This is a genomic window from Cronobacter sp. EKM101R (assembly GCF_963888145.1).
Taxonomy (GTDB): Bacteria; Pseudomonadota; Gammaproteobacteria; order Enterobacterales; family Enterobacteriaceae; genus Cronobacter; species Cronobacter turicensis.
The window spans coordinates 1-26,501 of sequence record NZ_CAWPHW010000042.1 but is presented as its reverse complement, the minus strand read 5'-3'; the positions used below and the strand labels follow the sequence as shown (position 1 = coordinate 26,501).

At 57.1% G+C, this 26,501-nt stretch carries 30 protein-coding genes; 21 read left to right on the top strand and 9 right to left on the bottom strand.

Translation table 11 applies throughout. From position 1 onward, the window contains the following. Positions 1-144: 144 nt before the first annotated feature. Entirely contained in the window at positions 145-1,332 is a 1,188-nt protein-coding gene (tsgA, locus tag AACV31_RS17565) for an MFS transporter TsgA (RefSeq protein WP_007764858.1), read from the bottom strand. A 275-nt stretch (positions 1,333-1,607) separates the two neighbouring features. On the opposite strand from tsgA, the gene ppiA reads away from it, so the two are divergent. The 5 genes from ppiA to argD all read left to right on the top strand — a co-directional run bounded on the left by ppiA (position 1,608) and on the right by argD (position 4,951). Further along, positions 1,608-2,180, top strand: coding sequence for a peptidylprolyl isomerase A (ppiA, locus tag AACV31_RS17560; protein ID WP_007702586.1), 573 nt, complete (start codon positions 1,608-1,610; stop codon positions 2,178-2,180). 107 nt (positions 2,181-2,287) lie between these two features. Further along, positions 2,288-2,458, top strand: coding sequence for a YhfG family protein (locus AACV31_RS17555; RefSeq protein ID WP_007702581.1), 171 nt, complete (start codon positions 2,288-2,290; stop codon positions 2,456-2,458). Continuing rightward, entirely contained in the window at positions 2,448-3,050 is a 603-nt protein-coding gene (locus AACV31_RS17550; protein WP_007764853.1) for a putative adenosine monophosphate-protein transferase Fic, read from the top strand. The genes AACV31_RS17555 and AACV31_RS17550 overlap by 11 nt, the downstream gene beginning before the upstream one ends. A gap of 30 nt (positions 3,051-3,080) precedes the next feature. Then, positions 3,081-3,644 carry an aminodeoxychorismate synthase component II gene (locus AACV31_RS17545; RefSeq protein WP_165155265.1) on the top strand — a complete coding sequence of 188 codons (564 nt, stop codon included), beginning with the start codon at positions 3,081-3,083 and terminating at the stop codon, positions 3,642-3,644. A gap of 86 nt (positions 3,645-3,730) precedes the next feature. Continuing rightward, complete coding sequence (gene argD, locus AACV31_RS17540; protein WP_165155267.1) at positions 3,731-4,951, top strand: bifunctional acetylornithine/succinyldiaminopimelate transaminase; 1,221 nt, start codon at positions 3,731-3,733, stop codon at positions 4,949-4,951. Here argD and AACV31_RS17535 read toward each other — a convergent pair whose 3' ends face one another. Beyond that, a complete protein-coding gene (locus tag AACV31_RS17535; RefSeq protein ID WP_105538525.1) occupies positions 4,952-7,036 on the bottom strand; it encodes a YccS/YhfK family putative transporter in 2,085 nt (694 codons plus the stop codon). A gap of 62 nt (positions 7,037-7,098) precedes the next feature. Then, positions 7,099-7,731 carry a cAMP-activated global transcriptional regulator CRP gene (gene crp, locus AACV31_RS17530; protein WP_000242758.1) on the bottom strand — a complete coding sequence of 211 codons (633 nt, stop codon included), beginning with the start codon at positions 7,729-7,731 and terminating at the stop codon, positions 7,099-7,101. A 309-nt stretch (positions 7,732-8,040) separates the two neighbouring features. On the opposite strand from crp, the gene AACV31_RS17525 reads away from it, so the two are divergent. Beyond that, complete coding sequence (locus AACV31_RS17525; protein ID WP_015742723.1) at positions 8,041-8,445, top strand: OsmC family protein; 405 nt, start codon at positions 8,041-8,043, stop codon at positions 8,443-8,445. 47 nt (positions 8,446-8,492) lie between these two features. Here AACV31_RS17525 and AACV31_RS17520 read toward each other — a convergent pair whose 3' ends face one another. The 4 genes from AACV31_RS17520 to AACV31_RS17505 form a co-directional block, all read right to left on the bottom strand. Beyond that, positions 8,493-9,362, bottom strand: coding sequence for a phosphoribulokinase (locus tag AACV31_RS17520; protein ID WP_007764833.1), 870 nt, complete (start codon positions 9,360-9,362; stop codon positions 8,493-8,495). A gap of 47 nt (positions 9,363-9,409) precedes the next feature. After that, a complete protein-coding gene (locus tag AACV31_RS17515; protein ID WP_007764832.1) occupies positions 9,410-9,628 on the bottom strand; it encodes a YheU family protein in 219 nt (72 codons plus the stop codon). After that, positions 9,629-10,645 carry a hydrolase gene (locus AACV31_RS17510; protein WP_165155269.1) on the bottom strand — a complete coding sequence of 339 codons (1,017 nt, stop codon included), beginning with the start codon at positions 10,643-10,645 and terminating at the stop codon, positions 9,629-9,631. It lies immediately after the preceding gene. Positions 10,646-10,717: 72 nt separating this feature from the next. Next, entirely contained in the window at positions 10,718-11,437 is a 720-nt protein-coding gene (locus AACV31_RS17505) for an NUDIX hydrolase (protein ID WP_075197083.1), read from the bottom strand. 196 nt (positions 11,438-11,633) lie between these two features. Between AACV31_RS17505 and prs the strand changes: the two genes are divergently transcribed. Both prs and AACV31_RS17495 read left to right on the top strand, forming a co-directional pair. Next, positions 11,634-12,491 (top strand): ribose-phosphate diphosphokinase, encoded by an 858-nt coding sequence (gene prs / locus AACV31_RS17500; protein ID WP_165155271.1) that lies wholly within the window; start codon positions 11,634-11,636, stop codon positions 12,489-12,491. Between the two features lie 11 nt (positions 12,492-12,502). Further along, the gene (locus tag AACV31_RS17495) at positions 12,503-13,993 is read left to right on the top strand and encodes a nicotinate phosphoribosyltransferase (protein WP_165155273.1); all 1,491 of its coding nucleotides are present in this window, start codon (positions 12,503-12,505) and stop codon (positions 13,991-13,993) included. Between the two features lie 27 nt (positions 13,994-14,020). Here the strand turns inward: AACV31_RS17495 and AACV31_RS17490 are convergent, their stop codons facing one another. Beyond that, positions 14,021-15,931: an ABC transporter ATP-binding protein gene (locus tag AACV31_RS17490; protein ID WP_075197080.1), complete on the bottom strand. Its 1,911-nt coding sequence runs from the start codon at positions 15,929-15,931 to the stop codon at positions 14,021-14,023. Between the two features lie 123 nt (positions 15,932-16,054). On the opposite strand from AACV31_RS17490, the gene kefG reads away from it, so the two are divergent. The 4 genes from kefG to slyD all read left to right on the top strand — a co-directional run bounded on the left by kefG (position 16,055) and on the right by slyD (position 19,311). Then, on the top strand, positions 16,055-16,609 hold the full coding sequence (kefG, locus tag AACV31_RS17485) for a glutathione-regulated potassium-efflux system ancillary protein KefG (RefSeq protein WP_007764816.1): 555 nt from the start codon (positions 16,055-16,057) through the stop codon (positions 16,607-16,609). Continuing rightward, on the top strand, positions 16,609-18,414 hold the full coding sequence (gene kefB, locus AACV31_RS17480) for a glutathione-regulated potassium-efflux system protein KefB (RefSeq protein WP_165155275.1): 1,806 nt from the start codon (positions 16,609-16,611) through the stop codon (positions 18,412-18,414). Before kefG ends, kefB begins: the two co-directional genes overlap by 1 nt. Positions 18,415-18,425: 11 nt before the next feature. After that, complete coding sequence (locus AACV31_RS17475; protein ID WP_004386608.1) at positions 18,426-18,626, top strand: YheV family putative zinc ribbon protein; 201 nt, start codon at positions 18,426-18,428, stop codon at positions 18,624-18,626. Between the two features lie 94 nt (positions 18,627-18,720). Continuing rightward, complete coding sequence (gene slyD / locus AACV31_RS17470) at positions 18,721-19,311, top strand: peptidylprolyl isomerase (protein ID WP_165155276.1); 591 nt, start codon at positions 18,721-18,723, stop codon at positions 19,309-19,311. Between the two features lie 57 nt (positions 19,312-19,368). Here slyD and AACV31_RS17465 read toward each other — a convergent pair whose 3' ends face one another. Beyond that, a complete protein-coding gene (locus AACV31_RS17465) occupies positions 19,369-19,587 on the bottom strand; it encodes a SlyX family protein (protein WP_075197078.1) in 219 nt (72 codons plus the stop codon). Between the two features lie 212 nt (positions 19,588-19,799). Between AACV31_RS17465 and fkpA the strand changes: the two genes are divergently transcribed. The 9 genes from fkpA to AACV31_RS17420 form a co-directional block, all read left to right on the top strand. Continuing rightward, positions 19,800-20,627, top strand: coding sequence for an FKBP-type peptidyl-prolyl cis-trans isomerase (gene fkpA / locus AACV31_RS17460; protein ID WP_007764810.1), 828 nt, complete (start codon positions 19,800-19,802; stop codon positions 20,625-20,627). 173 nt (positions 20,628-20,800) lie between these two features. Continuing rightward, positions 20,801-21,523, top strand: coding sequence for a helix-turn-helix transcriptional regulator (locus AACV31_RS17455; protein ID WP_007764807.1), 723 nt, complete (start codon positions 20,801-20,803; stop codon positions 21,521-21,523). Then, the gene (gene tusD / locus AACV31_RS17450; protein WP_165155278.1) at positions 21,523-21,909 is read left to right on the top strand and encodes a sulfurtransferase complex subunit TusD; all 387 of its coding nucleotides are present in this window, start codon (positions 21,523-21,525) and stop codon (positions 21,907-21,909) included. The genes AACV31_RS17455 and tusD overlap by 1 nt, the downstream gene beginning before the upstream one ends. Beyond that, positions 21,909-22,268: a sulfurtransferase complex subunit TusC gene (gene tusC / locus AACV31_RS17445; protein ID WP_105538520.1), complete on the top strand. Its 360-nt coding sequence runs from the start codon at positions 21,909-21,911 to the stop codon at positions 22,266-22,268. Before tusD ends, tusC begins: the two co-directional genes overlap by 1 nt. Before the next feature lie 8 nt (positions 22,269-22,276). Continuing rightward, positions 22,277-22,564: a sulfurtransferase complex subunit TusB gene (tusB, locus tag AACV31_RS17440; protein ID WP_165155280.1), complete on the top strand. Its 288-nt coding sequence runs from the start codon at positions 22,277-22,279 to the stop codon at positions 22,562-22,564. Positions 22,565-22,690: 126 nt separating this feature from the next. Then, positions 22,691-23,065 (top strand): 30S ribosomal protein S12, encoded by a 375-nt coding sequence (gene rpsL / locus AACV31_RS17435; protein ID WP_000246815.1) that lies wholly within the window; start codon positions 22,691-22,693, stop codon positions 23,063-23,065. Positions 23,066-23,161: 96 nt separating this feature from the next. Next, positions 23,162-23,632: a 30S ribosomal protein S7 gene (gene rpsG / locus AACV31_RS17430; protein WP_001138042.1), complete on the top strand. Its 471-nt coding sequence runs from the start codon at positions 23,162-23,164 to the stop codon at positions 23,630-23,632. Positions 23,633-23,726: 94 nt separating this feature from the next. Beyond that, positions 23,727-25,841 carry an elongation factor G gene (gene fusA, locus AACV31_RS17425; RefSeq protein WP_007764798.1) on the top strand — a complete coding sequence of 705 codons (2,115 nt, stop codon included), beginning with the start codon at positions 23,727-23,729 and terminating at the stop codon, positions 25,839-25,841. A 67-nt stretch (positions 25,842-25,908) separates the two neighbouring features. Further along, positions 25,909-26,501: GTP-binding protein (locus AACV31_RS17420; protein ID WP_165155282.1), on the top strand; the 593-nt coding region annotated here is incomplete at its 3' end.

The window sequence follows — 26,501 nt, the reverse complement described above, 5'->3', positions numbered from 1 at the left end:
CCACGGTGGAATGAATTTTCGCCAGAACCATTTACGGTGTGAACGCGTTAATGCATGGCAAGAAAGGGCAATCGTGAGGAGAAAAACGACGGGGAAAAGATAAGAGAAAATGTCCCTTCCCGGCCGGGAAGGGACAGGCAAAACTTAATGCGCTGCCGCGGTTTTCGCGTGCTGGCGATGACGGCTGACAAAGCCCAGCGCGAAGCACATCACGAACACGACGGCGTAGAGGCCGTTGGCGGTAAACAGCGCCGCCTGCGGGCCGTGATTCGCCACAATCGGGCCGGTCACGATAAAGGTCAGCATGGTGCCGACGGTGCCGCAGGTCAGGATGAAGTTAACCAGTTTCGGCGAGGAGACTTTGGTCTGCTGCGAGCCGAGCGTAATGATGGTGGTGTAAATCGCGCTGGAGAAGAAGCCCAGCGCCAGAATGAACCACGCCATATGTTCCGGCTTGCTGGTGATGAAGAAGTACATCAGCACCGTCGCGAGACCTGCCAGCACGGTCAGGATGCGCTGCAAATCAAAGAAGCGCAGCACGAAGCTGAAGACCCACATGCCGACCATATAAGACATCCAGAAGTTGCTCACCAGCGTACCGGCGTCGTTGAGGTTCATGCCGAGGCCTTTGGTGGCATATTCCGGCACCCAGCCGATAAAACCGAGCTGACCCAGAATGTAGCAGAGCGCGGCGATGGAGAGGAACAGCACGCCCACGCCCCATTTCTCTTTTGCTACCGGCTTGTTTTCCTGCGGGGCATGTTTGCCGAGCACCGGGAAATCGCAGCCGAACGTCAGGATGAAAATCGCGACATAGACCAGACCGATGCAGGCGTACACCCAGTACCACTCAATGCTGCGCGCCAGCAGGAAGGCGGCGACCATCGGGAAGATCATCCCGGCCATGCTAAAGAAGGAGTCGGTAAACAGCAGGCGGGAGCCGCGCTGACGGCCTTCATACATATGGGTAATCAGGAACGTCCCGATCGACATCGTGATCCCGCTGACCAGGCCAAGCACAAACATGGCGGCGGAGAAGAGCGTCAGGCTCTGGCTGAACATCAGCGCCACCACGGCCAGCACCATCAACACAAAGCCAAAGCGCAGCTGGGTTTTCAGCGGCACGATTTCCATCAGCCAGGCATTCAAAAAGATAGAGATCAAAATCCCGGCATTCAGGAACGTGAAGGTGTTGCTCATGCTGGATACAGGCAGTTTGAAATACTCTGCGATATTACCCATCACCATCCCGGTGACGATTACCAACGCGCCGGTTAGGGCGTAGGAAAAAAAGCTGATCCATGTGAGCTTAATACGATTGCTGTTAGTCATGACTGGCCTGTGAATAGAAGTGTAAAGCGCGTTGACGGCGCCGGGAACCCAGGCATTCTAGGTGGTATTGTGATCCAATAAAACATTCATTGATCACATGCTGTGTAAAACGACATAGTTTATATGACGCGGCTCACACAATTTTACGTAGCAGATCCGATGAGCGCTTTTTCGCTGCGCGCTGGTACGTAAAACCAGGTAAATCTCTGGCACGGCATGCGATCGCTATTTAGAATCGACCCACTCGCTTTTTTCTGCTTCGTAAGGAATTCTTCATGCTCAAATCCACTCTGGCGGCTGTTGCGGCTGTATTTGCTCTCTCTGCCCTTTCTCCTGCCGCGCTGGCGGCAAAAGGCGACCCGCATGTTCTGCTGACGACCTCTGCGGGAAATATTGAGCTGGAGCTGAACAGCCAGAAAGCGCCGGCATCCGTGAAAAACTTCGTTGATTACGTCAACAGCGGTTTTTACAACAACACGATTTTTCACCGCGTGATCCCAGGCTTTATGGTGCAGGGCGGCGGTTTTACCGCGGATATGCAGCAGAAACCGACCAACGCGCCGGTGAAAAACGAGGCGGATAACGGCCTGCCTAACGCGCGCGGCACCATCGCGATGGCGCGCACCGCCGATAAAGACAGCGCCACCAGCCAGTTCTTTATCAACGTGGCGGATAACGCCTTCCTGAACCACGGCCAGCGCGATTTCGGCTACGCCGTTTTCGGTAAAGTGGTTAAAGGCATGGACGTGGCGGATAAAATCGCCCAGGTGCAAACCCACGACGTCGGCCCATACCAGAATGTGCCCTCCAAACCGGTTGTGATCCTCTCCGCGAAAGTCCTGCCGTAATCTTCCTGCGCACGCGGGCTACAGGGCCCGCGTCGCGTCTCCTCCCGGCAAACCGGCCCATTGCTGCTTATACTTGTGGCACACGGGGTTACGTTCAGGGAGGCAAAATGTCCAGAAAACTCACCGATAAACAAAAGTCCCGGCTGTGGGACGCGCAAAAGAATCAAAACTTCCAGGCCAGCAACAGGCTGGAAGGCATTGAGGTGCCTCTGGTGACCTTATCCCGCGAAGAAGCGCTGGCGCGCATTGAAGAGCTGAGGGGGCACTATGAGCGATAAATTCGGCGACGGGCGCGACCCTTACTTCTGGTCCGGCAGCGATGTGCTGCGTAACCGGCTGAACATTCATGCCGCCCAGGATCTGCAACATGCCGAGCGCGAACTCACCTCGCTGCGCGCGGCGACGCTGGAACTCGGGCCAGTGCAGCGCGGGCTGCCGCATCTGTGCGCCATTCACCGCCAGCTGTTTCAGGATCTCTATGAGTGGGCGGGCGAGCTGCGCGAGGTGGACATCTACCAGGGCGAAACCCGCTTCGCGCACTTTGAATATCTGGAGAAAGAGGGTAACGCGCTAATGCAGGCGCTGGAAGATGAAGACTATCTCATCGGTCTGGAGCCGGAGGCGTTTGTCGCGCGTCTTTCGCACTACTACTGCGAAATCAACGTGCTGCATCCGTTTCGTATCGGTACGGGCCGCGCCCAGCGCGTCTTCTTCGAACAGCTGGCGCTGCATGCGGGTTACAGCCTCGACTGGCGCGGTGTGGATGTCGACGCGTGGCGCGCCGCCAACCAGGCGGGCGCGATGGGCGACCTGGCGCCGCTTGAGAAAATCTTCGCGAGCGTAGTGAGCGACGCGCGGGAAAACGAGTAAACTGACGCGGTTCTTTTTTACGGAGCCGCCATGTTACTGCTTATCGACAACTACGATTCTTTCACCTGGAACCTGTTTCAGTATTTCAGCGAGCTGGGCGCGGAGGTGGTAGTCAGGCGCAACGATGAACTGACGTGTGAGGATATCGAGGCGCTCGCCCCGGCGCGGCTGGTGATTTCTCCCGGTCCCTGCACGCCGAATGAAGCCGGTATCTCACTGGCGGCAATCCGGCGTTTTGCCGGGCGCCTGCCGATCCTCGGCGTTTGCCTCGGGCATCAGGCCATCGGGCAGGCCTTCGGCGCGTCCGTTGTGCGGGCCGAAAAGGTCATGCACGGCAAAACTTCGGTGATTTCACATAACAATAACGGTGTTTTTTCCGGGCTTAATAACCCGCTGACCGTGACCCGCTATCACTCGCTGATTATCGACCGCGCCACGCTCCCTGCGGCGTTTGAAATCACTGCCTGGACAGAGGCGGGCGAAATCATGGGCATTCGCCATCGCCACCTTGCGCTTGAAGGCGTGCAGTTTCACCCGGAAAGCATTCTCAGCGAGCAGGGCCACCAGCTCCTGGCGAACTTCCTTTCGCGCTGAATTTTTATTGCCTTTTAGTGATTTTTTATTCATATTTTGTGCTTATCTTTTCATGTGCGATGGCACATTTACTGGATGGGCATGAAATGGCAACTGAAAAAACAGCAATTACGCGCGCCACCTTCGATGAAGTGATCCTGCCGATTTATGCACCGGCTGAATTTATCCCGGTGAAAGGCAAGGGTAGCCGCGTCTGGGATCAGCAGGGCAAAGAGTATGTCGATTTCGCGGGCGGTATCGCGGTGACGGCGCTCGGCCACTGCCACCCGCGGCTGGTGGAGGCGCTGAAAGCGCAGGGCGAAACGCTCTGGCACACCAGCAACGTCTTTACCAACGAGCCCGCGCTGCGCCTGGGCCAAAAGCTGGTGGACGCCACGTTCGCCGAGCGCGTGGTGTTTATGAACTCCGGCACCGAAGCCAACGAAACCGCGTTCAAGCTGGCCCGCCATTACGCCATCACACGTCACAGCCCGTACAAAACGAAAATCATCGCGTTTCATAACGCCTTCCACGGACGTTCGCTGTTTACCGTCTCCGTGGGCGGCCAGGCGAAATACTCCGACGGTTTCGGCCCGAAACCCGCAGATATCATCCATGTGCCGTTCAATGATCTCAATGCGGTCAAAGCGGTGATGGACGACCACACCTGCGCGGTGGTGGTCGAGCCGGTGCAAGGCGAGGGCGGGGTGACCGCCGCGACGCCGGAATTCCTGCGCGGCCTGCGCGAGCTGTGCGACCGCCATCAGGCGCTGCTGGTGTTCGACGAAGTGCAATGCGGCATGGGCCGCAGCGGCAAGCTGTTTGCTTACATGCATTACGGCGTGACGCCGGACATCCTGACCAGCGCCAAAGCGCTGGGCGGTGGTTTCCCGGTCAGCGCGATGCTCACCACGCATGATGTCGCCTCGGCGTTTCACGTGGGTTCGCACGGCTCCACCTACGGCGGCAACCCGCTCGCCTGTGCGGTGGCGGGCGAAGCGTTTGATATTATCAACACCCCGGAGGTGCTGGACGGCGTGGCGCAAAAACGCGAGCAGTTCGTGCAACACCTTCAGCGCATTGGCGAGCAGTACGGACTGTTCAGCGATATTCGCGGCATGGGCCTGCTGATTGGCGCCGAGCTGACCCCGGCCTTCCACGGACGCGCCCGCGATCTCCTGTACGCCGCCGCGGCGGAAGGCGTGATGGTGCTGAACGCCGGGCCGGACGTGATGCGTTTCGCGCCGTCGCTGCTGGTGGAGAGCGCCGATATCGACGAAGGGATGACCCGTTTCGCGCGCGCCGTCGCACGCGTGGTGAACGGTTAATCAGCGTGACTGGCTCAGGCGTCGCCTGAGCCAGATACCGTGATGCGGGCGCTGGCGCCACGCCACGGAAGAGATGGTGTGCATGGTGCGCAGATGATCGAGAATGCGCAGCAGATGATGCTCCATTACGCCCGGCGCCCCTTCCGGCAAGACCTCTTCGCCCTCCAGTACCGCCTCGTTTTGCGTGTCGCCCGGCGCGTCATGCTCCAGCCGCTGCTGGCAGCGCTGTAGCGCAATTTCACAGGCCTGTAAGTAGCGCGCCGCCGTCTCGGGCGCCAGCGTGGTTTGCTCGCGCGCCATCGTCGTTATCGCGTTGATGTGCTCGACGATAAACTGACTGTGCGTGACCCACAGACGCATATCCTCCAGATAACGGCTGTTAAAGCCCGGCTCCTGCATGGCCTGATTGAGCGAGTTATAGAGCGCGTTGTGCGCCTGGTTGACCTGCATCCGCTGCCACGCCAGCGGGCCGGGCTGCGGATCGTCGCTCAGGATCAGGCGCAGCGCCTCCTGGTCGGCCTCCAGCGCGTCATGCGCGTTCTGGCGCAGCAGGCCGCTCTGCCACTGGGGCCAGAGCCAGACCATGCCGCCGAATGCGATAAGGCAGCCGGACAGCGTGTCTATCAGGCGCGCCACGATGTACTGCTCGCCGTTGAGCGTCAGGATTTGCAGCGAATAGACCGCCGTGACGGTAAAGCCAATCATCGCCCAGCCGTAGTGCCGCCGGATTATCAGATAACTGATTAACGTCACCAGCAACATACCGAGCAGGGTATAGCCCTGCGGCACATTCAGATGCAGCGTGATGCCCGCGATAATCAGCCCCGCCAGCGTGCCGCCCGCCCGATGCAGGATGCGCACCCGCGTCGCGCCATAGCCGTTTTGCGTGACGAACAGCACCGTCATCAGGATCCAGTACGGTTTCGGTAAATTGAACGCGCTCCCTAACAGGCCCGCCGCCGCCAGCATCACGCCCAGGCGCGCGGCGGTGCGCAGCGCCGCGGATTTCAGCGACAGATAGCTTTTCAACGCCCGTAGCAGCGGCAGGCGGCGCTGGCCGCTGTCCATCAGGTCACGGGCGTAGAGCGGGCGCTGGGTGCGTAGCACGCGCGCGATGCGGCTGAAATGGTATTCGCAGAACTGGCCGACCGGGTTATCCGGGTGCTGACGGGCGATTTTCGCCAGCGCCTCAATCTGCTTATCCATTGAGAAGCGGTGCGAGTAGCGATGGTAGAGAATATCGTCAGAGAGCGTGCGCAGGCGCGTGGCGACGGTCTGGGCCGTCCAGCGCAGCACCGCCTCGGCGTGGCTGCGTTCCACCAGCTTTTGCACTTCACGCGGCTGATGCAGAGAGACCGAAATGTGCTCCTGAAGATCCAGCGCCACCTGAAACGTGCGTAGCAGGCGCTTGTAGCCGTTCTGCTTAGTGGCTGAGAGCATCTGTAGCTGCTGATAGCACTGGCTTATCTGATCCACCACTTTTTGCTGATGCACCAGCAGTGGAGGCAGCGCCTGTTCCGGCTCGGTGTGGCGCGTCAGCAGGCTATATTTCGCTTCGCAGTAGTCGGCGAGGCTTTTATAAATCAGGCTTAACGATTCGCGCAGCGGCTGTTCGCGCCACAGCCAGAACCAGAAACCGTTAAACGCGCCATACCAGAGCGTGCCGAGAACGTAGAGCAGCATCGGCTCCCAGACGGGCATATTCCCGGCGAGGCTTAACGTGAAGATGGCCGCGATAAGCGACGCGGGCAGCAGGCGCGCATGCAGGGGGCTTATCTCCGCCGTCACGCCCAGCAGCAGCGCCAGCATCAGCAGAATAAGCGGCAACGGGATGGCCTGTAACAGCAGAAACTGCACCGCCAGGCTGCTCAGCGCAAACAGCGAAGCGCCGATGATCAAGCGTTTGAAGAAGCGTTTGTGCGGGGTATCGAGACCGGCAATGTTGCAACAGGCGGGGACGAGTGAAAACAGTAACCCTTGTTGGAGATGGCCCAGCATCAGCCCGACCGCCACCGGCAGGCTTAAGATCAGCGTTTGCCGTAAAGCGTAATTGATTTCAGGGTGATAGATAAGACGACGCCACATAGGGGAGAAGTATAGATACAAAAACGGCGTGTTACCGAAGCGACACGCCGTTTTTTGATTTTTTAGCGGGTACCGTAAACCACAATGGTTTTACCGTGGGCGGAGATCAGGTTCTGATCTTCGAGCATTTTCAGAATGCGGCCAACGGTTTCGCGGGAGCAGCCGACAATCTGGCCGATTTCCTGACGCGTGATTTTAATCTGCATTCCGTCCGGATGGGTCATCGCGTCCGGCTGTTTCGCCAGGTTCAGCAGCGTCTGCGCGATGCGGCCGGTCACGTCCAGGAAGGCGAGGTTGCCCACTTTCTCTGAGGTGACTTGCAGGCGGCGAGCCATCTGCGAGGAGAGACGCATCAGAATATCCGGGTTAACCTGAATCAGCTGACGGAATTTTTTGTAGGAGATTTCAGCCACTTCACAGGCAGTTTTAGCGCGAACCCAGGCGCTGCGTTCCTGACCTTCCTCGAACAAACCCAGTTCGCCGATGAAGTCTCCCTGATTCAGGTACGAGAGGATCATCTCCTTGCCCTCTTCATCTTTGATCAGCACTGCCACTGAGCCTTTGACGATGTAATACAGCGTCTCCGCTTTTTCACCCTGGTGAATCAGCGTGCTCTTAGATGGATACTTATGAATGTGGCAATGAGACAAGAACCATTCAAGAGTCGGGTCTGTTTGCGGTTTGCCAAGCACCATGCGCGGTTATCCTCTGTTTTAAACTGGCTCCAAAGACAGGGCGCGTAACCCCTGTCTGGCTTTGCAATCATCATCTTCCCGCTTCCAGGGAAGTTGGCTGTCCGTGGACATCGCAGCCGATAAATTGTCTTCTCCTCTGCACCCATGCGTAACATCAATGTATCGCCGCTGCATCCAGACTGTTTTAGCATAGCTTTTCTCAGGTGTCTCCTGTTGTCTCGTTTCAGCTTGACGCAGGTCGCCTTCCGTTGCCTCTGACGACGCGCGCGCGTAATCTGTCAGAAAAATGAATAGCCTGGAGCGAATAACATGCATGCACGAGTGAAATGGGTGGAAGGCTTAACCTTCCTTGGCGAGTCCGCTTCGGGGCATCAGATCCTGATGGACGGCAACTCCGGCGACAAAGCGCCGAGCCCGATGGAAATGGTCTTAATGGCGGCAGGCGGCTGCAGCGCTATCGATGTGGTCTCTATTTTGCAAAAAGGCCGTCACGACGTGACCGACTGCGAAGTGAAGCTGACCTCAGAGCGTCGTGAAGAGGCTCCGCGTCTGTTCACGCATATCAATCTGCACTTTGTGGTGACGGGGAAAGATCTGAAAGACGCGGCAGTGTCGCGCGCGGTGGATCTGTCGGCGGAGAAGTACTGTTCAGTGGCGCTGATGCTCGGCAAAGGGGTTAACATCACCCATTCCTACGAAGTGATCGACGCGTGATGTGACGGCGGGCGGCCCGGCAGGCGCAGCGCCACCGGGCCATTCTGTCACGCTATCTGCTTCCCTTCCATCAACCGCTGCACCAGCGGCAGCATAATAAGCTCCATCGCCAGCCCCATCTTGCCGCCCGGCACCACCAGCGTATTGATGTGCGAGATAAACGAGCCCTGTAGCATCGCCAGCAGCCAGGGGTAATCGATATTGTCCAGATTGCGGAAGTGAATCACCACGAAGCTCTCATCAAGCGACGGAATGCTTTTCGCGGCGAACGGGTTGGACGTGTCCACCGTCGGCACGCGCTGGAAGTTAATATGGGTGCGCGAGAACTGCGGCGTGATGTAGGAGATGTAATCTTCCATGGAGCGCACCACGGAATCCATCACTGCCTCGCGGGAGTGGCCGCGCTCGCTGGTATCGCGAATCAGCTTTTGTATCCACTCAAGGTTGACGATTGGTACCACGCCTACGAGCAAATCGACATGCTTCGCCACGTCGTTTTGCGGCGTCACCACGCCGCCGTGCAGCCCTTCGTAAAACAGCACGTCTGTCGGTTCCGGCAACGGCTGCCACGGCGTGAAGGTGCCGGGCACCTGGTTCCACGGCACCGCTTCGTCATAGGTATGCAGATATTTGCGCGACTGCCCTTTGCCGGTCAGGCCATACTCCACAAAAGTTTGCTCCAGCAGGCCGAAATCGTTCGCCTCCGGGCCGAAATAGCTGATGTGGCGACCAAGATCGCGCGCTTTGCGGATAGCCATGTCCATTTCCGGGCGCGTGTAGCGATGGAAACTGTCGCCTTCCACTTCGGCGGCATGAAGATTTAGCTGGGCGAAAATTTTGCGAAACGCGAGGCTGGTGGTGGTGGTTCCCGCGCCGCTGGAGCCCGTGACGGCGATAACCGGATGTTTGGCAGACATAGCGAGACAACTCCCTGAAGCGGCGGGGCAGGACTCCGCCTGGAACGTTAACCGCGAAACTGCGAACGCGGCATGATATTGACCGTTTCGTGCAGTTCAGACCACACCAGAACGGCCTCGCCACTTTGCAACTGACGCCGCACGTCGGCGACCTTTTGCTCAAGCGAGCGTTCATGTTCACCATAATCGGTGCCTTCGCGCAAGACGAAGGCTTCAATCAGGCGGTCCAGGGTGTCGGGCGCCAGCTCTTGCCAGGGAATGATCATTTATCGGTCCAGATAAGGGGTTAACCAGTCAGGAATGCGCTGCTCCAGCCACATTTTGGGCTGACGCAGCGTGCCGCCGACAAAGCCCACGTGGCCGCCATGCTCCGTCAGCTGATATTCAATATTAGCAGGCAGCGTGGCGGTATCGGGGATCACGTGATGATCCATGAACGGGTCGTCTTTGGCATGAATAATCAACGTCGGGCGGCTGATATTCGTAAGACGCGGCATGGCGCTGCACTGGCGATAGTAATCGACGGCGTCGCGAAAGCCGTGAATTTTTGACGTAATCAAATCATCGAAATCGCGAATGCGGCGCAGGCGTTTAAGCTGGGCGAGTTCAATCGGCAGCGTGCCGGGCCAGGCTTTCAGCTTGCGAGAGGCGTTGGCTTTCAACAGGTTCAGCAAATAGAACTGATAGAAGCGCGAAAAGCCTTTTTCCATATGGTTGCAGCAGTGTTCCAGCATAAACGGCGCGGACACAATCACGCCTGCGGTCAGCGGGAAACGGGCGTCAATCTCCGCCATCAGGCAGCCAAGCATATTGCCGCCGAGCGAATAGCCGACCGCCGCCGTCGGCACGGTGCCGTAGCGTTCATCCAGCCAGCGCAGGAAAAAGGTGCCGTCTTCGGTTTCCCCAGAATGGTAGATGCGCCCCATCTTGTTCGGCACGCCGCTACAGCCGCGAAAGTGCATCACCACGCCGAGCCAGCCGCGTGCTTTCGCCGCATGGATGAGGCCGTGAACGTAAGGGCTGTGCAGGCTGCCTTCAAGCCCGTGAAACACCACCAGCCGTGGCTTATGGCGCGCCTGGTCAGGGTTTTCGCTAAACGCCAGGTCGACAAAATCGCCGTCCGGCAGATCCAGACGCTGCCAGTGCGGCTCAAACTGCACCCGGCGGCGCAGCACGCGCGGCAGCATGGTTTGCAGGTGTGGATTGCTGACTCCCGGCATTGGCTGAAAGTGTGAGGAATCGGTGTTCAGTGCAGGAAGTTCTGCGGGAGTAATGTCGGCCATAGCTGATGTCTTTTATTAGTTCGCTAACTACTATACCGGTTGTTATCCATTTTGTTGATGCTTTGGTGCGGATCATTCAGCCAGTAAATTGCGCGAGAACAGGTGAATATCGGCGTCCGGCTTGCGTCGCCAGAGCCTGGCCTTACGGGCGCCGGTGGCGACGCTCTCGCCGGTCTCTTCAAACATCCCTGAGGCTTCAAAGCGGCGGATCAGGCTTTTACGCTGAATGGGCTGGCCGAGAATAATTTCCGTCGCCTCCTGAAGCTGGCTCAGCGTAAAGCACTCCGGCAGGCAGTAAACCGGCAGGAGCGAATACATCGTTTTCTGGCGCAGGCGGCGCAGCGCCGCGTCGATAATCGTCAGGTGATCGAATGCCAGTTCAATCGCGCCAAGCTCCGCCACCGGCACCCACCGCGCATCGCTGACGGAGGCGATATGCGGCTGGCAGTCGACCCAGGCGATTAGCGCAAACCAGGCGGTGGTGAGGCTCCAGCCGCGCGGATCGCGATCCGGGCCGGAGAAGGTCTCCAGTTGCTCCAGCCATGACGGGCGCACGCCGGTTTTCTCGGTCAGCTTACGCAGCGCCGTCGCGTGGGTGGAGTCATCCTTCCGCATATCGATAAACCCGCCCGGCAGCGCCCAGCGCCCCTGCTGCGGCTGACGGGCGCGCTGTGCCAGCAGCACGCAAAGCGCCTGGTCATGCAGGGTGAACAGCACGCTATCGACGGTCACCAGCGGAGAAGGGAACCGCGCAGGGTCATAGTTTTCCAGATATTCCGCTTCAGTGGTCATGCGCCGCTCCGTTTAATTGTCTCAGAGACAAGTTTACCAGCCCCGGGCACCGGGACAAAGCAAACCTGTAATGTTTTAATTTTCAGTAACATGCTATTTTTTAGCCAGCGCGGCGAAAATATCGCTTGCTTATTAGTGTCTCTTGGACAATATTAAATGTGTCACAAGGACACAAACTCATTAACCGGGGGCGAAAATGATGCAGCCGCAACTGATGGTAGACGGACAAGAGATTGCAACACAGACCGGGCGTTTTCCTGACGGCGCCGTATGGGCGAAAGTAACCGGCGAACTGCCGCGCGTCGCCTCGCTGATGTGTATTCGCGCCGCCGCCATGAAAACGATGGACGATTTTATGGTGCTGGCGCAACTGACCGACGCGGTGCGTCAACACTGCGATGTGCGCTTCAGCCATCTGGAGTTGCCCTGGCTGCCGTATGCGCGTCAGGACAGGCACATGCAGCCAGGCGACAGCTTTGCGCTGAAAGTCTTCGCCCGCCAGCTGAACACCCTCGGTTTCGACAAAGTGAGAGTGCTCGACCCCCACAGCGAGGCCGCCGCCGCCGCGATTGAAAATCTGGTGGCTATCCCGCAGGAGCGTTGCCTGTTACAAAGCAAGACGCTGGAGCGCGCCCTGAAAGCCGGCGAGTTAATGCTGGTGGCGCCGGATGCCGGCGCGCTTAAAAAAATCCATACCGTCGCGCAGGCCGCAGGCGTCCATGAGTTCGCCATTCTGACCAAACAGCGCAATGTCGTGACCGGCGAGCTGACCGGTTTTCGCCTGGTAGACGGCGATGTGCAAGGCAAAGCGGTACTGATTGTGGACGATCTCTGCGACGCGGGCGGCACGTTTATCGGCTCAGCCCAGGTACTGCGCGAGGCGGGCGCGCGAAGCGTCAGCCTCTATGTTACCCACGGCGTGTTTTCCAAAGGCGTCGACAACCTGCTGAATAACGGCATCGACCAGTTGTATACGACCACCTCCTTCGCGCCCGCTGAACTGGCGCAGGAACGGGTAGAAATGATTGATATCAATAAAATTTATAACGCGTAAGGAGAGGGAAGATGAACATGAATCCAATTCTGGCTATTGACGGCTACAAAGTGTCGCACCGCGAGCAGTACCCGGCAGGCACCACCAAAGTCTATTCCAACTTTACGCCGCGCAGCGACCGTCATTTCCACTCTCCTGTCGCGGACGGCAAGCTGGTGTTTTTCGGCCTGCAGGGGTTCCTGCAGTGGTTCCTGGTCGATCTGTTTAACGAGCAGTTCTTCGCGCGCCCTGAGGCGGAAGTGGTGGACGAATACCAGGCGGTGATGGACAGCTATATCGGCAAGGGCGCTGTCAGCGCGGATCACATTCGCGCGCTGCATCAGCTCGGCTATCTGCCGCTGCATATCAAAGCGCTGGATGAAGGCAGCAAGGTGTCGATGAAAGTGCCGGTACTGACCATCACCAATACGCGCCCGGAATTCTTCTGGCTGGTGAACTATCTGGAAACCGTGCTCTCGGCGGAGCTGTGGAAATCCTCCACCAACGCCACTATCGCGCATCACTACCGTACTATCTGCGAGCGCTGGGCAGAGAAAACCTGCTCTGACGTAAGCCACCTGGATTTTCAGTGCCACGATTTCTCGTTTCGCGGCATGTCTGGCCTTCAGGATACCGCGCAGGCGGGCTGTGGCCATCTGCTGAGCTTTAAAGGCACCGATAACATTCCGTCGATGCTCTATGCCCGCGATTACTACACCCAGGGCCAGGAGTGCTTCATTGCCGCGTCCATTCCGGCCACCGAGCACAGCGTGATGTGCATGGGCGAGAAAGAGAGCGAAATCGAGACGTTCCGCCGCCTGATTTGCGATCTCTACCCGAATGGCTTTGTCTCGATTGTGTCGGATACCTGGGATTACTGGCGCGTCATCACAGAATATACCCGTGAACTGAAAACGCAGATTATGGCGCGTGAAGGCCGCGTGGTGTTCCGTCCGGACAGCGGCGACCCGGTAGAGATCCTCTGCGGTACCGGCGCCGATGACGACACGCGCGCCGATCGCACGCCGGAAGAGAAAGGCTCGGTGGAAGTGCTGTGGGAAATTTTCGGCGGCACCGTGAATGACAAAGGCTTCAAAGTGCTCGACCCGCATGTAGGCCTGATTTATGGCGATTCCATCACACTTGATCGCGCTGAAGAGATCCTGCGCCGTCTGGCGGCGAAAGGCTTCGCCAGCTCAAACGTGGTGTTCGGCGTCGGTTCGTTTACGTATCAGTACAACACCCGCGACACGTTCGGCTTTGCGATGAAGGCGACATACGGCGAAGTGAACGGCGTGGGCCGCATGATTTTCAAAGAGCCGAAAACCGACAGCGGACTGAAACGCTCAGCGCGCGGGCTGCTGCGGGTGGAGCGTGATGACAACGGCGATTATCAGCTGTTTGACGAACAGACCCTGGAGCAGGAGAAGCAGGGTGAACTGAAAACCCGTTTTCTGGATGGCAAACTTCACAGCGTGGAGCATCTGGAAACCCTGCGCCAGCGCCTGGCGGCGCAGCGTTAACCCAGCCAACCGGGCGCCCGCGCCCGGTTACTCGTTTTGCAGCATCGCTTCTAATTGCTCCTGCGCGTCCAGCCACGCCATTTCGCACTCTTCCAGCGCCGCTTTGGTCTTCGCCTGCGTTTGCAGGCACTCATTCATCTCCGCTTTGCGAGCCGGATCGTAAATGGCGCTGTCGGCGAGCTTCTCTTCGACGCCCGCCAGCGTGGCGTTGAGCTTTTCCATCTCTTTTTCCAGACGGGTTATCTCTTTACGCAACGGTTGCGTCTGGGTGCGCAGCTCCGCCTCGCGGCGCTTCTGATCTTTGCGCGCCTGAGCGCTGTTGCCGTTGTCTTTCTCGCGGCTGGCGTCGTCGCCCTGGCTCTCCTGCTTCTGCACGTCGCTCAGCCACTGCTGGTAGTCGTCCAGATCGCCGTCGAACGGTTCGACTTTGCCGTCATGCACCAGATAGAGATCGTCGGTGGTGGAGCGGATCAGGTGACGGTCGTGCGAGACCACCACCAGCGCGCCTTCGAATTCGATTAGCGCGTCAGTCAGCGCCTGGCGCATGTCGAGATCCAGGTGGTTGGTCGGTTCATCGAGCAGCAGCAGGTTAGGGCGCTGCCAGACGATGAGCGCCAGCACCAGACGGGCCTTTTCGCCGCCGGAGAAACGCTCGGTGACGTCGGTGACTTTATCGCCCTGGAAGCCGAAGCCGCCGAGATAGTCGCGCAGCTGTTGTTCGGTTTCACGCGGGGCGATGCGCGCCAGATGCTGCAACGGCGATTCGTCGGCGCGTAAAAACTCCAGTTGATGCTGCGCGAAATACCCGAGCTTGATGCCTTTGGCGAGCCCGATGTCGCCGCTGATCGGGTTAAGTTCGCCCGCCAGCAGTTTAATCAGCGTCGATTTCCCGGCGCCGTTGCGCCCCAGCAGGCCGATGCGCGAGCCGGGCACCAGGTTGAGCTTGATGGAGTTCAGAATGATGCGCTCGCCATAACCGGCGCTGACTTTTTCCATTTTCAGCAGCGGGTTGGGCAGGCTTTCCGGCGCGCGGAAGCTGAAGTGGAACGGGTTATCCACGTGGGCAGGCGCAATCAGCTCCATGCGCTCCAGCATTTTGATACGGCTCTGCGCCTGCTTCGCTTTGGACGCCTTCGCTTTAAAGCGATCGATAAAGCTTTGCAGATGCGCGACGCGCTGCTGCTGGCTTTCATAGGTCGCCTGTTGCTGGGCGAGACGCGTGGCGCGCTGACGTTCAAACGAACTGTAGTTGCCGGTGTACTCGAACATATTTTGCTGTTCGATATGAATGATTTTGTCCACCACCGGATCCAGGAAATCACGGTCGTGCGAGATAAGGATCAGCGTGCCGTTATAGCTTTTCAGCCATTTCTCCAGCCAGATGACCGCGTCGAGATCGAGGTGGTTGGTCGGTTCGTCGAGAAGCAGCAGATCGGAGCGGCAGATCAGCGCCTGCGCGAGGTTAAGACGCATACGCCAGCCGCCGGAGAAGTCGCTCACCGGGCGCGTTAGTTGTTCATTGCTAAAGCCCAGCCCGTGCAGAAGACTCGCGGCGCGTGAGCGAATGGTCCAGGCGTCGATGGCGTCCAGCTTGCCGTGCGCTGTGGCGATCGCGTGACCGTCGTTGCGCTCGGTGGCGTCGTTCAGCTCGCGCTCAAAGGCGCGGTATTCGCGATCGCCGTCAATCACATATTCCAGCGCGGGCTGCGCGAGCGCAGGCGTCTCCTGATTCACCCAGGCCAGCTGCCAGGTGCCGGGGTAGGTGAAGCTCCCGCCGTCGGCGCTAATCTCGTTTTTCAGAAGCGACAGGAGCGTGGATTTGCCGCAGCCATTTTTGCCCACCAGGCCGACTTTCTGGCCCGGGTTGATCGTGGCGGTGGCGTTGTCCAGCAGCACGCGAGTGCCGCGACGAATTTGTAACGAGGAGAAAACAATCATAAGGCGCCGTAGATTCAGACTATGTTAAATTGTCATTGTATTCATGTAACGTGATGCTTTGGGCACCGCGTGGGGCCGCCATGGTAGCCCAAAATAGTAACAATGACGACGCCCTGGAGGGGAATGATGTCACAGACAGCGAAAGTTTTGCTGCTGTATGCCCATCCGGAATCTCAGGACTCGGTGGCCAACCGGGTTTTGCTTAAGCCGGCTCTGCAATTACCGAATGTCACGGTGCATGACCTCTATGCCCACTATCCCGATTTCTTTATCGATATCAGCCATGAGCAGGCGTTGCTGCGCGATCACGATGTGATTGTTTTTCAGTTCCCGCTTTATACCTATAGCTGTCCGGCGCTGCTGAAAGAGTGGTTCGACCGGGTGTTAAGCCGCGGTTTCGCGAGCGGCGTGGGCGGCACGGAGCTTGCCGGAAAATACTGGCGCTGCGTTATTACTACCGGCGAGCCGGAGACGGCCTATCGCCCGGACGGGTTTAACCGCTATGCCCTGAGCGACATTCTGCGGCCTTTCGAGCTGACCGCCGCTATGTGCCGTATGCACTGGATGACGCCGCTGATTATTTACTGGGCGCGGCGTCAGTCGCTTTCCGAACTGGCGTCTCACGGCCACGCGTATGAACGCTGGCTGGCGGACCCGTTAACGCCGGGAGGCTTTTGATGGAAGGTTCCGACCTGCTGCTGGCAGGCATTCTGTTTCTTTTCGCCGCGGTGGTGGCGGTGCCGATTGCGGCGCGCCTGGGTATCGGCGCGGTACTCGGCTATTTGCTGGCGGGGATCGCCATCGGCCCGTGGGGGCTTGGCTTTATCAGCGATGTCGAGGAGATCCTGCACTTTTCGGAGCTGGGCGTCGTATTTCTGATGTTCCTGATAGGGCTTGAGCTTAATCCCTCGAAACTCTGGAAGCTGCGGCGCTCGATTTTCGGCATCGGCGCCGCGCAGGTGCTGTTAAGCGCCGTGGTGCTGGCGGGGCTGCTGATGCTCACTGATTTCGCGTGGCAGGCGGCCGTGGTTGGCGGTATCGGGCTTGCGATGTCGTCTACCGCGATGGCGTTGCAGTTGATGCGCGACAAAGGGATGAACCGCACCGAAGGCGGCCAGTTAGGGTTCTCCGTGCTGCTGTTTCAGGATCTCGCCGTGATCCCGGCGCTGGCGATGGTGCCTTTGCTGGCGGGCAACGGCGATGAGCATCCGGACTGGCTGAAAATCGGCATGAAAGTGCTGGCGTTCGCGGTCATGCTGGTCGGCGGGCGTTATCTCCTGCGCCCGGTGTTTCGCTTTATCGCCGGTTCCGGGGTGCGCGAGGTGTTTACCGCCGCCGCGCTGCTGCTGGTGCTGGGCGCCGCGCTGTTTATGGATTTGCTGGGGCTTTCTATGGCGCTCGGCACGTTTATCGCGGGCATTCTGCTGGCCGAGAGCGAATATCGCCACGAGCTGGAAATCGCCATCGAGCCGTTTAAAGGCTTGCTGCTGGGGCTCTTTTTTATCTCCGTCGGCATGGCGCTGAACCTGGGCGTCCTCTATACCCATATTCTGTGGGTCGTGATGAGCGTGGTCGTGCTGGTGAGCGTCAAGATGGCGGTGCTGTATGGCCTCGGGCGTTTTCAGGGCTTGCGGCGCACCGAGCGGTTGCCGTTCGCGGGCGTATTGAGCCAGGGCGGGGAGTTCGCCTTTGTGCTCTTCTCCAGCGCCTCATCGCAGAAGCTCTTTCATAATGACCAGATGGCGCTGCTGCTGGTGACGGTTACGCTCTCAATGATGACCACGCCGCTGGTGATGAAAGGCATCAACCGCCTGCTGGCGCGCCACTTCAACGCCCAGGACGACCACGATGAAACGCCTTATGTGGAAGATGATAAGCCGCAGGTGATTATTGTCGGCTTCGGACGTTTCGGGCAGGTGATTGGTCGCCTGCTGATGGCCAACAAAATGCGTATTACGGTGCTGGAGCGCGATATCAGCGCGGTCAACCTGATGCGTAAATATGGCTACAAAGTTTACTATGGCGACGCCACCGAGCTTGAACTGCTGCGCGCCGCCGGGGCCGAATCCGCAGAGTCTATCGTCGTGACCTGCAACGACCCGGAAGACACGATGCGCATCGTGCATCTCTGCCAGCAGCACTTTCCGCAGCTGGAGATCCTGGCGCGAGCGCGCGGTCGCGTCGAGGCGCACGAGCTCCTCCAGGCGGGCGTCAAACAGTTCTCGCGCGAGACGTTCTCCAGCGCCCTGGAGCTTGGGCGCAAAACGCTGGTTTCGCTGGGGATGCATCCTCACCAGGCGCAGCGCGCGCAGCTTCATTTCCGGCGCCTTGATATGCGCATGCTGCGCGAACTGATGCCGGTACATACCGATAACGCGCAAATCTCCCGTGTACGCGAGGCGCGGCGCGAGCTGGAAGAGATTTTCCATCGCGAGATGCAGCAGGAACGACGCCAGCTGGACGGCTGGGACGAATTTGAATAGAAGGTGAACCTATGGCTGTGCGTAAACGTTTTATTGCCGGGGCCGTGTGCCCGAAATGCCAGGCGCAGGATTCTCTCGCCATGTGGCGTGAAAATCAGGTCGATATTGTCGAGTGCGTAAAGTGCGGGCATCAGATGCGCGAGGCGGATAAAGAAGTTCGCGAGAAGGTTCGCAAAGATGAGCAAGTCATAGGGATTTTTCATCCCGACTAGCGAGATGCCCCAGGTTTCTTTAAGCTAAAGGGTACACAGGCGCCGAATTGGGCTACAATCGGCGCCAGTCTTTTTTCCTCACTCAGGAGATATCATGAAAGTAGCAAAAGACCTGGTGGTCAGCCTGGCCTATCAGGTACGTACAGAAGACGGTGTATTGGTTGATGAGTCTCCGGTGAGTGCGCCGCTGGACTACCTGCATGGTCACGGCTCCCTGATTTCCGGCCTGGAATCGGCGCTGGAAGGTCACGATGTTGGCGATAAATTCGATGTGAACGTAGGCGCCAACGACGCTTACGGCCAGTACGATGAAAACCTGGTGCAGCGCGTACCGAAAGACGTCTTCATGGGCGTTGACGAACTGCAGGTTGGCATGCGTTTCCTGGCGGAAACCGATCAGGGCCCGGTACCGGTAGAAATTACCGAAGTGGGCGACGACCATGTTGTCGTTGACGGCAACCACATGCTGGCGGGCCAGAACCTGAACTTCAACGTAGAAGTTGTTGCTATCCGCGAAGCGACCGAAGAAGAGCTGGCCCACGGCCATGTTCACGGCGCGAACGGTCATCATCACGACCACGATCATGACCATGATCACGACGGTTGCTGCGGCGGTCACGGCCATAGCCACGACCACGAGCACGGTAAAGGCAGTTGCGGTAACGGCGGCTGCGGTTGCCACTAAGAGCCTGACAAAAAAGGGGCGCTCCGGCGCCCCTTTTTACTGCCCGCGATTTACCTGTCAGTAATGCGGCGGCGGCGTTTCTTCCGCCTGCGATGCGATCATTGACGGCTGTGAGGCTTTAATTTTCTCCACCATAATTTTGAGCTGTTCGCGCATCTTCGCGAGCTCAAGCTCATGCTTTGTGATGGCGGCGTTTAAGTCTTCAATGGTGGTTTCCTGAAACGCCAGCCGGCTTTCCAGCTCAGCAATGCGTTGTTCAGTCGATTCGTTTTGCATGATGTTTCCCCCTTTGCGTCGCGATTCTACGCAACTTTTCCGGATTCTGCCGAGTTGCTTCAACAGAAAGAAACTTATTTAAACAAATTAAGTCTGAAATAACGCCCGAAACGGAAAAGTGGTTATGTTGATTTCCGCTGCGACGTTTTATAGTACGACTTTCGTTTTTAAGATAACCCTGGGGTGAGAGGCCCCAACCCTGGAGATAATGGATGAAATCACTGTTTAAAGTAACGCTGCTGGCGACCACGATGGCTGTGGCGTTCAATGCGCCCCTGACTTTTGCTGCGCCAGCCGCACAGCAGCAGAATACTGCTGCCGCTGACAGCAAAGCCGCATTCCAGAACGACGATCAGAAATCGGCTTACGCGCTGGGTGCTTCGCTGGGCCGTTACATGGAAAACTCCCTGAAAGAACAGGAAAAACTGGGCATCAAACTGGATAAAAACCAGCTGATCGCCGGTGTCCAGGACGCGTTTGCCGATAAGAGCAAACTCTCTGACCAGGAAATCGAGCAGACTCTGCAGGCTTTCGAAACGCGCGTGAAAGGCGCCGCTCAGGCGAAAGTCGAGAAAGACGCGACGGAAAACGAAACGAAAGGCAAAGCCTTCCGTGACAAATTCGCCAAAGAGAAAGGCGTGAAGACCTCTTCTACTGGCCTGCTGTATAAAGTCGAGAAAGAAGGTACCGGCGCTGCGCCGAAAGAGAGCGACACCGTTGTGGTTAACTACAAAGGCACGCTTATCGACGGTCAGGAGTTCGATAACTCTTACAAACGCGGCGAGCCGCTCTCTTTCCGTCTTGACGGTGTGATCCCGGGCTGGACTGAAGGCCTGAAAAACATCAAGAAAGGCGGCAAAATCAAGCTGGTCATCCCGCCTGAGCTGGCTTACGGCAAAAACGGCGTTCCGGGCATTCCGGCTAACTCCACCCTGGTGTTTGACGTAGAACTGCTGGATATCAATCCGGCGGCGAAAGCAGACGCCGCACCGAAGGCCGCCGCAGGCGATAAAGCGGACGACGCCGCCAAAGCGAAGTAACGCTTCGCAGACCGCCGCCTTCGGGCGGCGGTTTTTTTTATCCGGGCCACGTATAATAAAAGCTGGCTAGTGTTGCGCCCGCTGTATTACTTTAGCGAGTTACGTAACAACTGAATGATGAGTCTGCCCAGACCTTGAGACGACAGGCTCGCTGTAAAGGGTGGTATGTTTTCATGTCCAATTCGCTATTAACCAATGAGGCCAGCGAACTCGATCTGCTGGATCAGCGTCCTTTCGAACAGACCGACTTTGATATTTTGCGCTCCTACGAAGCGGTCGTGGACGGGTTAGCGATGCTCATCGGCTCCCACTGTGAAATTGTGCTGCATTCCCTGCAGGATCTGAAATGTTCGGCAATCCGCATCGCCAACGGCGAACATACGGGGCGTAAAATCGGCTCGCCGATTACCGATCTGGCGCTGCGTATGCTGCACGATATGACCGGCGCTGACAGCAGCGTGTCGAAATGCTATTTCACCCGTGCGAAAAGCGGTGTTCTGATGAAGTCGGTCACTATCGCCATCCGTAATCGGGAGCACCGCGTGATAGGCCTCCTGTGCATTAACATGAACCTTGATGTGCCGTTCTCCCAGATTATGAGCACTTTTGTGCCGCCGGAAACGCAGGAAGTGCCGTCTTCCGTCAACTTTGCCTCGTCTGTAGAAGATCTGGTGACCCAGACGCTGGAGTTCACCATTGAAGAGGTGAACGCGGACCGCAACGTCTCTAACAACGCCAAGAACCGTCAGATTGTCCTTAACCTCTACGAGAAAGGCATATTTGATATTAAAGACGCCATTAATCAGGTGGCTGACCGGCTGAATATCTCCAAGCACACGGTGTATCTGTACATCCGCCAGTTCAAAAGCGGCGATTTCCAGGGGCACGAACGGTAATGCGCTTCGCACTGATGGTCACCGGGCCTGCTTATGGTACGCAGCAGGCCAGCAGCGCCCTGCAATTTGCGAAAGCGTTACTGGCGGAAGGCCATAGCCTTGAGAGCGTCTTTTTTTATCGGGAAGGGGTCTATAACGCCAATCAGTTCACGTCGCCGGCGAGCGATGAATTCGATTTGGTGCGCGCCTGGCAACAGCTGCACGATGAATACGGCGTCGCGCTGCACATTTGTGTGGCGGCCGCGCTGCGACGCGGCGTGACGGATGAAAATGAAGCGCGAACGCAGGGGCTGCCGAGCGCGAACCTTCAGCCCGGGTTTCAGCTGAGCGGTCTTGGCGCGCTTGCCGAAGCCGCGCTGACCTGTGACAGAGTGGTAGAGTTTTAATGAAACAGGTGGCTTTTGTATTTACCCAGGCGCCGCATGGCACTGCGGCGGGCCGCGAAGGACTCGACGCGCTGCTGGCGATGTCCGCGTTAACGGAAGAGATCGGCGTCTTTTTTGTCAGCGACGGCGTTTTTCAGATTCTGCCAGGCCAGAACCCGCAGGCGATTCTGGGACGCGACTATATCTCTACGTTTAAAGTTCTGCCGCTGTACGATATTGACCGCTGCTATATTTGCCAGGCATCCCTTCAGGAGCGCGGGCTTGGCGACAAACACGATTTTGTCATTGATGTCGAGCCGCTCAGCGCCGGCGCGCTGCGCGAGCGCCTCAATGATTACGACGTCGTGCTGACTTTTTAAGGAACGCCATGCTGTACACGCTTTCTCGCTCACCCTGGCAGTCTGATGTTAACGCGTTGCTGCGCCTTGTATGTCCTGGCGACGACATCCTTCTGATGCAGGACGGCGTGGTCGCTGCGCTTAACGACAGCCGCTATCTCGCTGCGCTGCTGGCGTCGCCCGCCCGGGTTGCCGCCTTACACTGTGATGTGGAAGCTCGAGGGCTCTCCGCTCAAATTTCGAGCAATATCGACACGATTAGCTATAATGAGTTCGTCAAACTTACCGTAAAACACGCAAGCCAGATGGCCTGGTAACGTGCGAACGCTGTATATTTCTTGACACCCTTTAAGCACAGCCCTAAAATTCCGCGTCCTCATATTATATGAGGGCGATTTATTACGTGTTTACGAAGCAAAAGCTATAAAACCAGGAGCTATTTAATGGCAACAGTTAACCAGCTGGTTCGCAAACCTCGCGCTCGCAAAGTTGCTAAAAGCAACGTGCCGGCGCTGGAAGCTTGCCCGCAAAAACGTGGTGTATGTACCCGTGTATATACCACCACTCCGAAAAAACCGAACTCCGCACTGCGTAAAGTATGCCGTGTTCGTCTGACTAACGGTTTTGAAGTGACTTCCTACATTGGTGGTGAAGGTCACAACCTGCAGGAACACTCCGTGATCCTGATCCGTGGCGGTCGTGTTAAAGACCTTCCGGGTGTTCGTTACCACACCGTGCGTGGCGCGCTTGACTGCTCCGGCGTTAAAGACCGTAAGCAGGCTCGCTCCAAGTATGGCGTGAAGCGTCCTAAGGCTTAATGGTTCTCCGTTAAGTAAGGCCAAACGTTTTAACTTTAATGTCAAACTAAACTCGTAGAGTTTTGGACAATCCTGAATTAACAACGGAGTATTTCCATGCCACGTCGTCGCGTCATTGGTCAGCGTAAAATTCTGCCGGATCCGAAGTTCGGATCAGAACTGCTGGCTAAATTTGTCAATATCCTGATGGTAGACGGTAAAAAATCTACTGCAGAATCTATCGTATACAGCGCGCTGGAGACCCTGGCTCAGCGCTCTGGTAAATCCGAACTGGAAGCTTTCGAAGTCGCTCTCGAAAACGTGCGCCCGACTGTAGAAGTTAAGTCTCGCCGCGTTGGTGGTTCTACTTATCAGGTTCCAGTTGAAGTCCGTCCGGTTCGCCGCAATGCTCTGGCAATGCGTTGGATCGTTGAAGCTGCTCGTAAACGCGGTGATAAATCCATGGCTCTCCGCCTGGCGAACGAACTTTCTGATGCTGCAGACAACAAAGGTACTGCAGTTAAGAAACGTGAAGACGTTCACCGTATGGCAGAAGCCAACAAGGCGTTCGCACACTACCGCTGGTAATCCCTGCGGCATGTTAGTCACCAGACGGGCGCTTCAGGTAAGCCGCCCGCTCTGGGTAACTTATCCTGAACGCCTAAGGCAATAGAGGAATCAAATGGCTCGTACAACACCTATTGCACGCTACCGTAACATCGGTATCAGTGCGCACATCGACGCCGGTAAAACCACTACTACCGAACGTATTCTGTTCTACACCGGTGTAAACCACAAAATCGGTGAAGTTCATGACGGCGCCGCAACTATGGACTGGATGGAGCAGGAGCAGGAGCGTGGTATCACCATTACCTCCGCTGCGACTACCGCATTCTGGTCTGGTATGGCTAAGCAGTATGAACCGCACCGTATCAACATCATCGACACCCCGGGCCACGTTGACTTCACCATCGAAGTAGAACGTTCCATGCGTGTCCTTGACGGTGCGGTAATGGTTTACTGCGCAGTTGGTGGTGTTCAGCCGCAGTCTGAAACCGTATGGCGTCAGGCTAACAAATACAAAGTTCCGCGTATTGCGTTCGTTAACAAAATGGACCGCATGGGCGCGAACTTCCTGAAAGTTGTTGGTCAGATCAAATCCCGTCTGGGCGCGAACCCGGTTCCGCTGCAGCTGGCGATTGGTGCTGAAGAAGGTTTCACCGGTGTTGTTGACCTGGTGAAAATGAAAGCCATCAACTGGAACGATGCAGACCAGGGCGTTACCTTCGAATACGAAGATATCCCGGCTGACATGCAGGACCTGGCTGACGAATGGCACCAGAACCTGATCGAGTCCGCTGCTGAAGCTTCTGAAGAGCTGATGGAGAAATACCTGGGCGGTGAAGAACTGACTGAAGAAGAGATCAAAAAAGCTCTGCGTCAGCGCGTTCTGAACAACGAAATCATCCTGGTAACCTGCGGCTCTGCGTTCAAAAACAAAGGCGTACAGGCGATGCTGGATGCGGTAATTGATTACCTGCCATCCCCGGTTGACGTACCTGCGATCAACGGTATCCTGGACGACGGTAAAGATACTCCGGCTGAGCGTCACGCTAGCGATGACGAGCCTTTCTCTGCACTGGCGTTCAAAATCGCTACCGACCCGTTCGTTGGTAACCTGACGTTCTTCCGCGTGTACTCTGGCGTGGTTAACTCTGGCGACACCATCCTGAACTCCGTGAAATCCGCACGTGAGCGTTTCGGTCGTATCGTACAGATGCACGCTAACAAACGTGAAGAGATCAAAGAAGTTCGCGCAGGCGACATCGCGGCTGCTATCGGTCTGAAAGACGTGACCACCGGTGACACTCTGTGTAACCCGGATCACCCGATCATTCTGGAGCGCATGGAGTTCCCTGAGCCGGTAATCTCTATCGCAGTTGAACCGAAAACCAAAGCTGACCAGGAAAAAATGGGTCTGGCTCTGGGCCGTCTGGCTAAAGAAGACCCGTCTTTCCGCGTATGGACTGACGAAGAATCTAACCAGACCATCATCGCTGGTATGGGTGAGCTGCACCTCGACATCATCGTTGACCGTATGAAACGTGAGTTCAACGTTGAAGCGAACGTCGGTAAACCTCAGGTTGCTTACCGCGAAGCGATTCGCGCGAAAGTTACCGATGTTGAAGGTAAACACGCTAAACAGTCTGGTGGTCGCGGTCAGTATGGTCATGTTGTTATCGACATGTACCCGCTGGAGCCGGGCTCAAACCCGAAAGGCTACGAGTTCATCAACGACATCAAAGGTGGTGTAATTCCTGGCGAATACATCCCGGCCGTTGATAAAGGCATCCAGGAGCAGCTGAAGTCTGGTCCGCTGGCTGGTTACCCGGTTGTTGACATGGGTGTTCGTCTGCATTTCGGTTCTTACCACGACGTTGACTCCTCTGAACTGGCGTTTAAACTGGCTGCTTCTATCGCCTTTAAAGAAGGCTTTAAGAAAGCAAAACCAGTTCTGCTTGAGCCGATCATGAAGGTTGAAGTAGAAACTCCGGAAGAGAACACTGGTGACGTTATCGGTGACTTGAGCCGTCGTCGCGGTATGCTGCGTGGTCAGGAATCCGAAGTAACTGGCGTTAAGATCCACGCTGAAGTTCCGCTGTCTGAAATGTTCGGATATGCAACTCAGCTGCGTTCTCTGACCAAAGGTCGTGCATCATACACTATGGAATTCCTGAAGTATGATGATGCGCCGAACAACGTTGCTCAGGCCGTTATCGAAGCCCGTGGCAAATAAGCCGCAGGGTTAAAACCAAAGTCCCGTGCCCTCTCGGCGAGGGGGCACTATAGTAAGGAATATAGCCGTGTCTAAAGAAAAATTTGAACGTACAAAACCGCACGTCAACGTCGGTACTATCGGCCACGTTGACCATGGTAAAACTACCCTGACTGCTGCCATCACTACCGTTCTGGCGAAAACCTACGGTGGTTCTGCTCGTGCATTCGATCAGATCGATAACGCGCCGGAAGAAAAAGCTCGTGGTATCACCATCAACACCTCTCACGTTGAATATGACACCCCGACTCGCCACTACGCGCACGTTGACTGCCCGGGCCACGCCGACTATGTGAAAAACATGATCACCGGTGCTGCTCAGATGGACGGCGCTATCCTGGTTGTTGCTGCGACTGACGGCCCGATGCCGCAGACCCGTGAGCACATCCTGCTGGGTCGTCAGGTAGGCGTTCCGTACATCATCGTGTTCCTGAACAAATGCGACATGGTTGATGACGAAGAGCTGCTGGAACTGGTTGAGATGGAAGTGCGCGAGCTGCTGTCTCAGTACGACTTCCCGGGCGACGACACCCCGATCGTTCGTGGTTCTGCTCTGAAAGCGCTGGAAGGCGAAGCAGAGTGGGAAGCGAAAATCATCGAACTGGCAGGCTTCCTGGATTC

What these genes read in the sequence shown, in the direction of transcription:
- AACV31_RS17510 (WP_165155269.1), bottom strand. Translation starts at nt 10,645, where the DNA reads ATGGCCGACATTACTCCCGCAGAACTTCCTGCACTGAACACCGATTCC.
- prs (WP_165155271.1), top strand. Translation starts at nt 11,634, where the DNA reads ATGATGCAGCCGCAACTGATGGTAGACGGACAAGAGATTGCAACACAG.
- AACV31_RS17490 (WP_075197080.1), bottom strand. Translation starts at nt 15,931, where the DNA reads ATGATTGTTTTCTCCTCGTTACAAATTCGTCGCGGCACTCGCGTGCTG.
- rpsG (WP_001138042.1), top strand. Translation starts at nt 23,162, where the DNA reads ATGCCACGTCGTCGCGTCATTGGTCAGCGTAAAATTCTGCCGGATCCG.
- AACV31_RS17475 (WP_004386608.1), top strand. Translation starts at nt 18,426, where the DNA reads ATGGCTGTGCGTAAACGTTTTATTGCCGGGGCCGTGTGCCCGAAATGC.
- ppiA (WP_007702586.1), top strand. Translation starts at nt 1,608, where the DNA reads ATGCTCAAATCCACTCTGGCGGCTGTTGCGGCTGTATTTGCTCTCTCT.
- tusB (WP_165155280.1), top strand. Translation starts at nt 22,277, where the DNA reads ATGCTGTACACGCTTTCTCGCTCACCCTGGCAGTCTGATGTTAACGCG.
- AACV31_RS17465 (WP_075197078.1), bottom strand. Translation starts at nt 19,587, where the DNA reads ATGCAAAACGAATCGACTGAACAACGCATTGCTGAGCTGGAAAGCCGG.
- argD (WP_165155267.1), top strand. Translation starts at nt 3,731, where the DNA reads ATGGCAACTGAAAAAACAGCAATTACGCGCGCCACCTTCGATGAAGTG.
- fkpA (WP_007764810.1), top strand. Translation starts at nt 19,800, where the DNA reads ATGAAATCACTGTTTAAAGTAACGCTGCTGGCGACCACGATGGCTGTG.
- AACV31_RS17535 (WP_105538525.1), bottom strand. Translation starts at nt 7,036, where the DNA reads ATGTGGCGTCGTCTTATCTATCACCCTGAAATCAATTACGCTTTACGG.
- AACV31_RS17520 (WP_007764833.1), bottom strand. Translation starts at nt 9,362, where the DNA reads ATGTCTGCCAAACATCCGGTTATCGCCGTCACGGGCTCCAGCGGCGCG.
- AACV31_RS17545 (WP_165155265.1), top strand. Translation starts at nt 3,081, where the DNA reads ATGTTACTGCTTATCGACAACTACGATTCTTTCACCTGGAACCTGTTT.
- rpsL (WP_000246815.1), top strand. Translation starts at nt 22,691, where the DNA reads ATGGCAACAGTTAACCAGCTGGTTCGCAAACCTCGCGCTCGCAAAGTT.
- tsgA (WP_007764858.1), bottom strand. Translation starts at nt 1,332, where the DNA reads ATGACTAACAGCAATCGTATTAAGCTCACATGGATCAGCTTTTTTTCC.
- AACV31_RS17525 (WP_015742723.1), top strand. Translation starts at nt 8,041, where the DNA reads ATGCATGCACGAGTGAAATGGGTGGAAGGCTTAACCTTCCTTGGCGAG.
- AACV31_RS17455 (WP_007764807.1), top strand. Translation starts at nt 20,801, where the DNA reads ATGTCCAATTCGCTATTAACCAATGAGGCCAGCGAACTCGATCTGCTG.
- tusD (WP_165155278.1), top strand. Translation starts at nt 21,523, where the DNA reads ATGCGCTTCGCACTGATGGTCACCGGGCCTGCTTATGGTACGCAGCAG.
- kefB (WP_165155275.1), top strand. Translation starts at nt 16,609, where the DNA reads ATGGAAGGTTCCGACCTGCTGCTGGCAGGCATTCTGTTTCTTTTCGCC.
- fusA (WP_007764798.1), top strand. Translation starts at nt 23,727, where the DNA reads ATGGCTCGTACAACACCTATTGCACGCTACCGTAACATCGGTATCAGT.
- AACV31_RS17505 (WP_075197083.1), bottom strand. Translation starts at nt 11,437, where the DNA reads ATGACCACTGAAGCGGAATATCTGGAAAACTATGACCCTGCGCGGTTC.
- AACV31_RS17550 (WP_007764853.1), top strand. Translation starts at nt 2,448, where the DNA reads ATGAGCGATAAATTCGGCGACGGGCGCGACCCTTACTTCTGGTCCGGC.
- AACV31_RS17555 (WP_007702581.1), top strand. Translation starts at nt 2,288, where the DNA reads ATGTCCAGAAAACTCACCGATAAACAAAAGTCCCGGCTGTGGGACGCG.
- AACV31_RS17495 (WP_165155273.1), top strand. Translation starts at nt 12,503, where the DNA reads ATGAACATGAATCCAATTCTGGCTATTGACGGCTACAAAGTGTCGCAC.
- AACV31_RS17515 (WP_007764832.1), bottom strand. Translation starts at nt 9,628, where the DNA reads ATGATCATTCCCTGGCAAGAGCTGGCGCCCGACACCCTGGACCGCCTG.
- crp (WP_000242758.1), bottom strand. Translation starts at nt 7,731, where the DNA reads ATGGTGCTTGGCAAACCGCAAACAGACCCGACTCTTGAATGGTTCTTG.
- slyD (WP_165155276.1), top strand. Translation starts at nt 18,721, where the DNA reads ATGAAAGTAGCAAAAGACCTGGTGGTCAGCCTGGCCTATCAGGTACGT.
- kefG (WP_007764816.1), top strand. Translation starts at nt 16,055, where the DNA reads ATGATGTCACAGACAGCGAAAGTTTTGCTGCTGTATGCCCATCCGGAA.
- tusC (WP_105538520.1), top strand. Translation starts at nt 21,909, where the DNA reads ATGAAACAGGTGGCTTTTGTATTTACCCAGGCGCCGCATGGCACTGCG.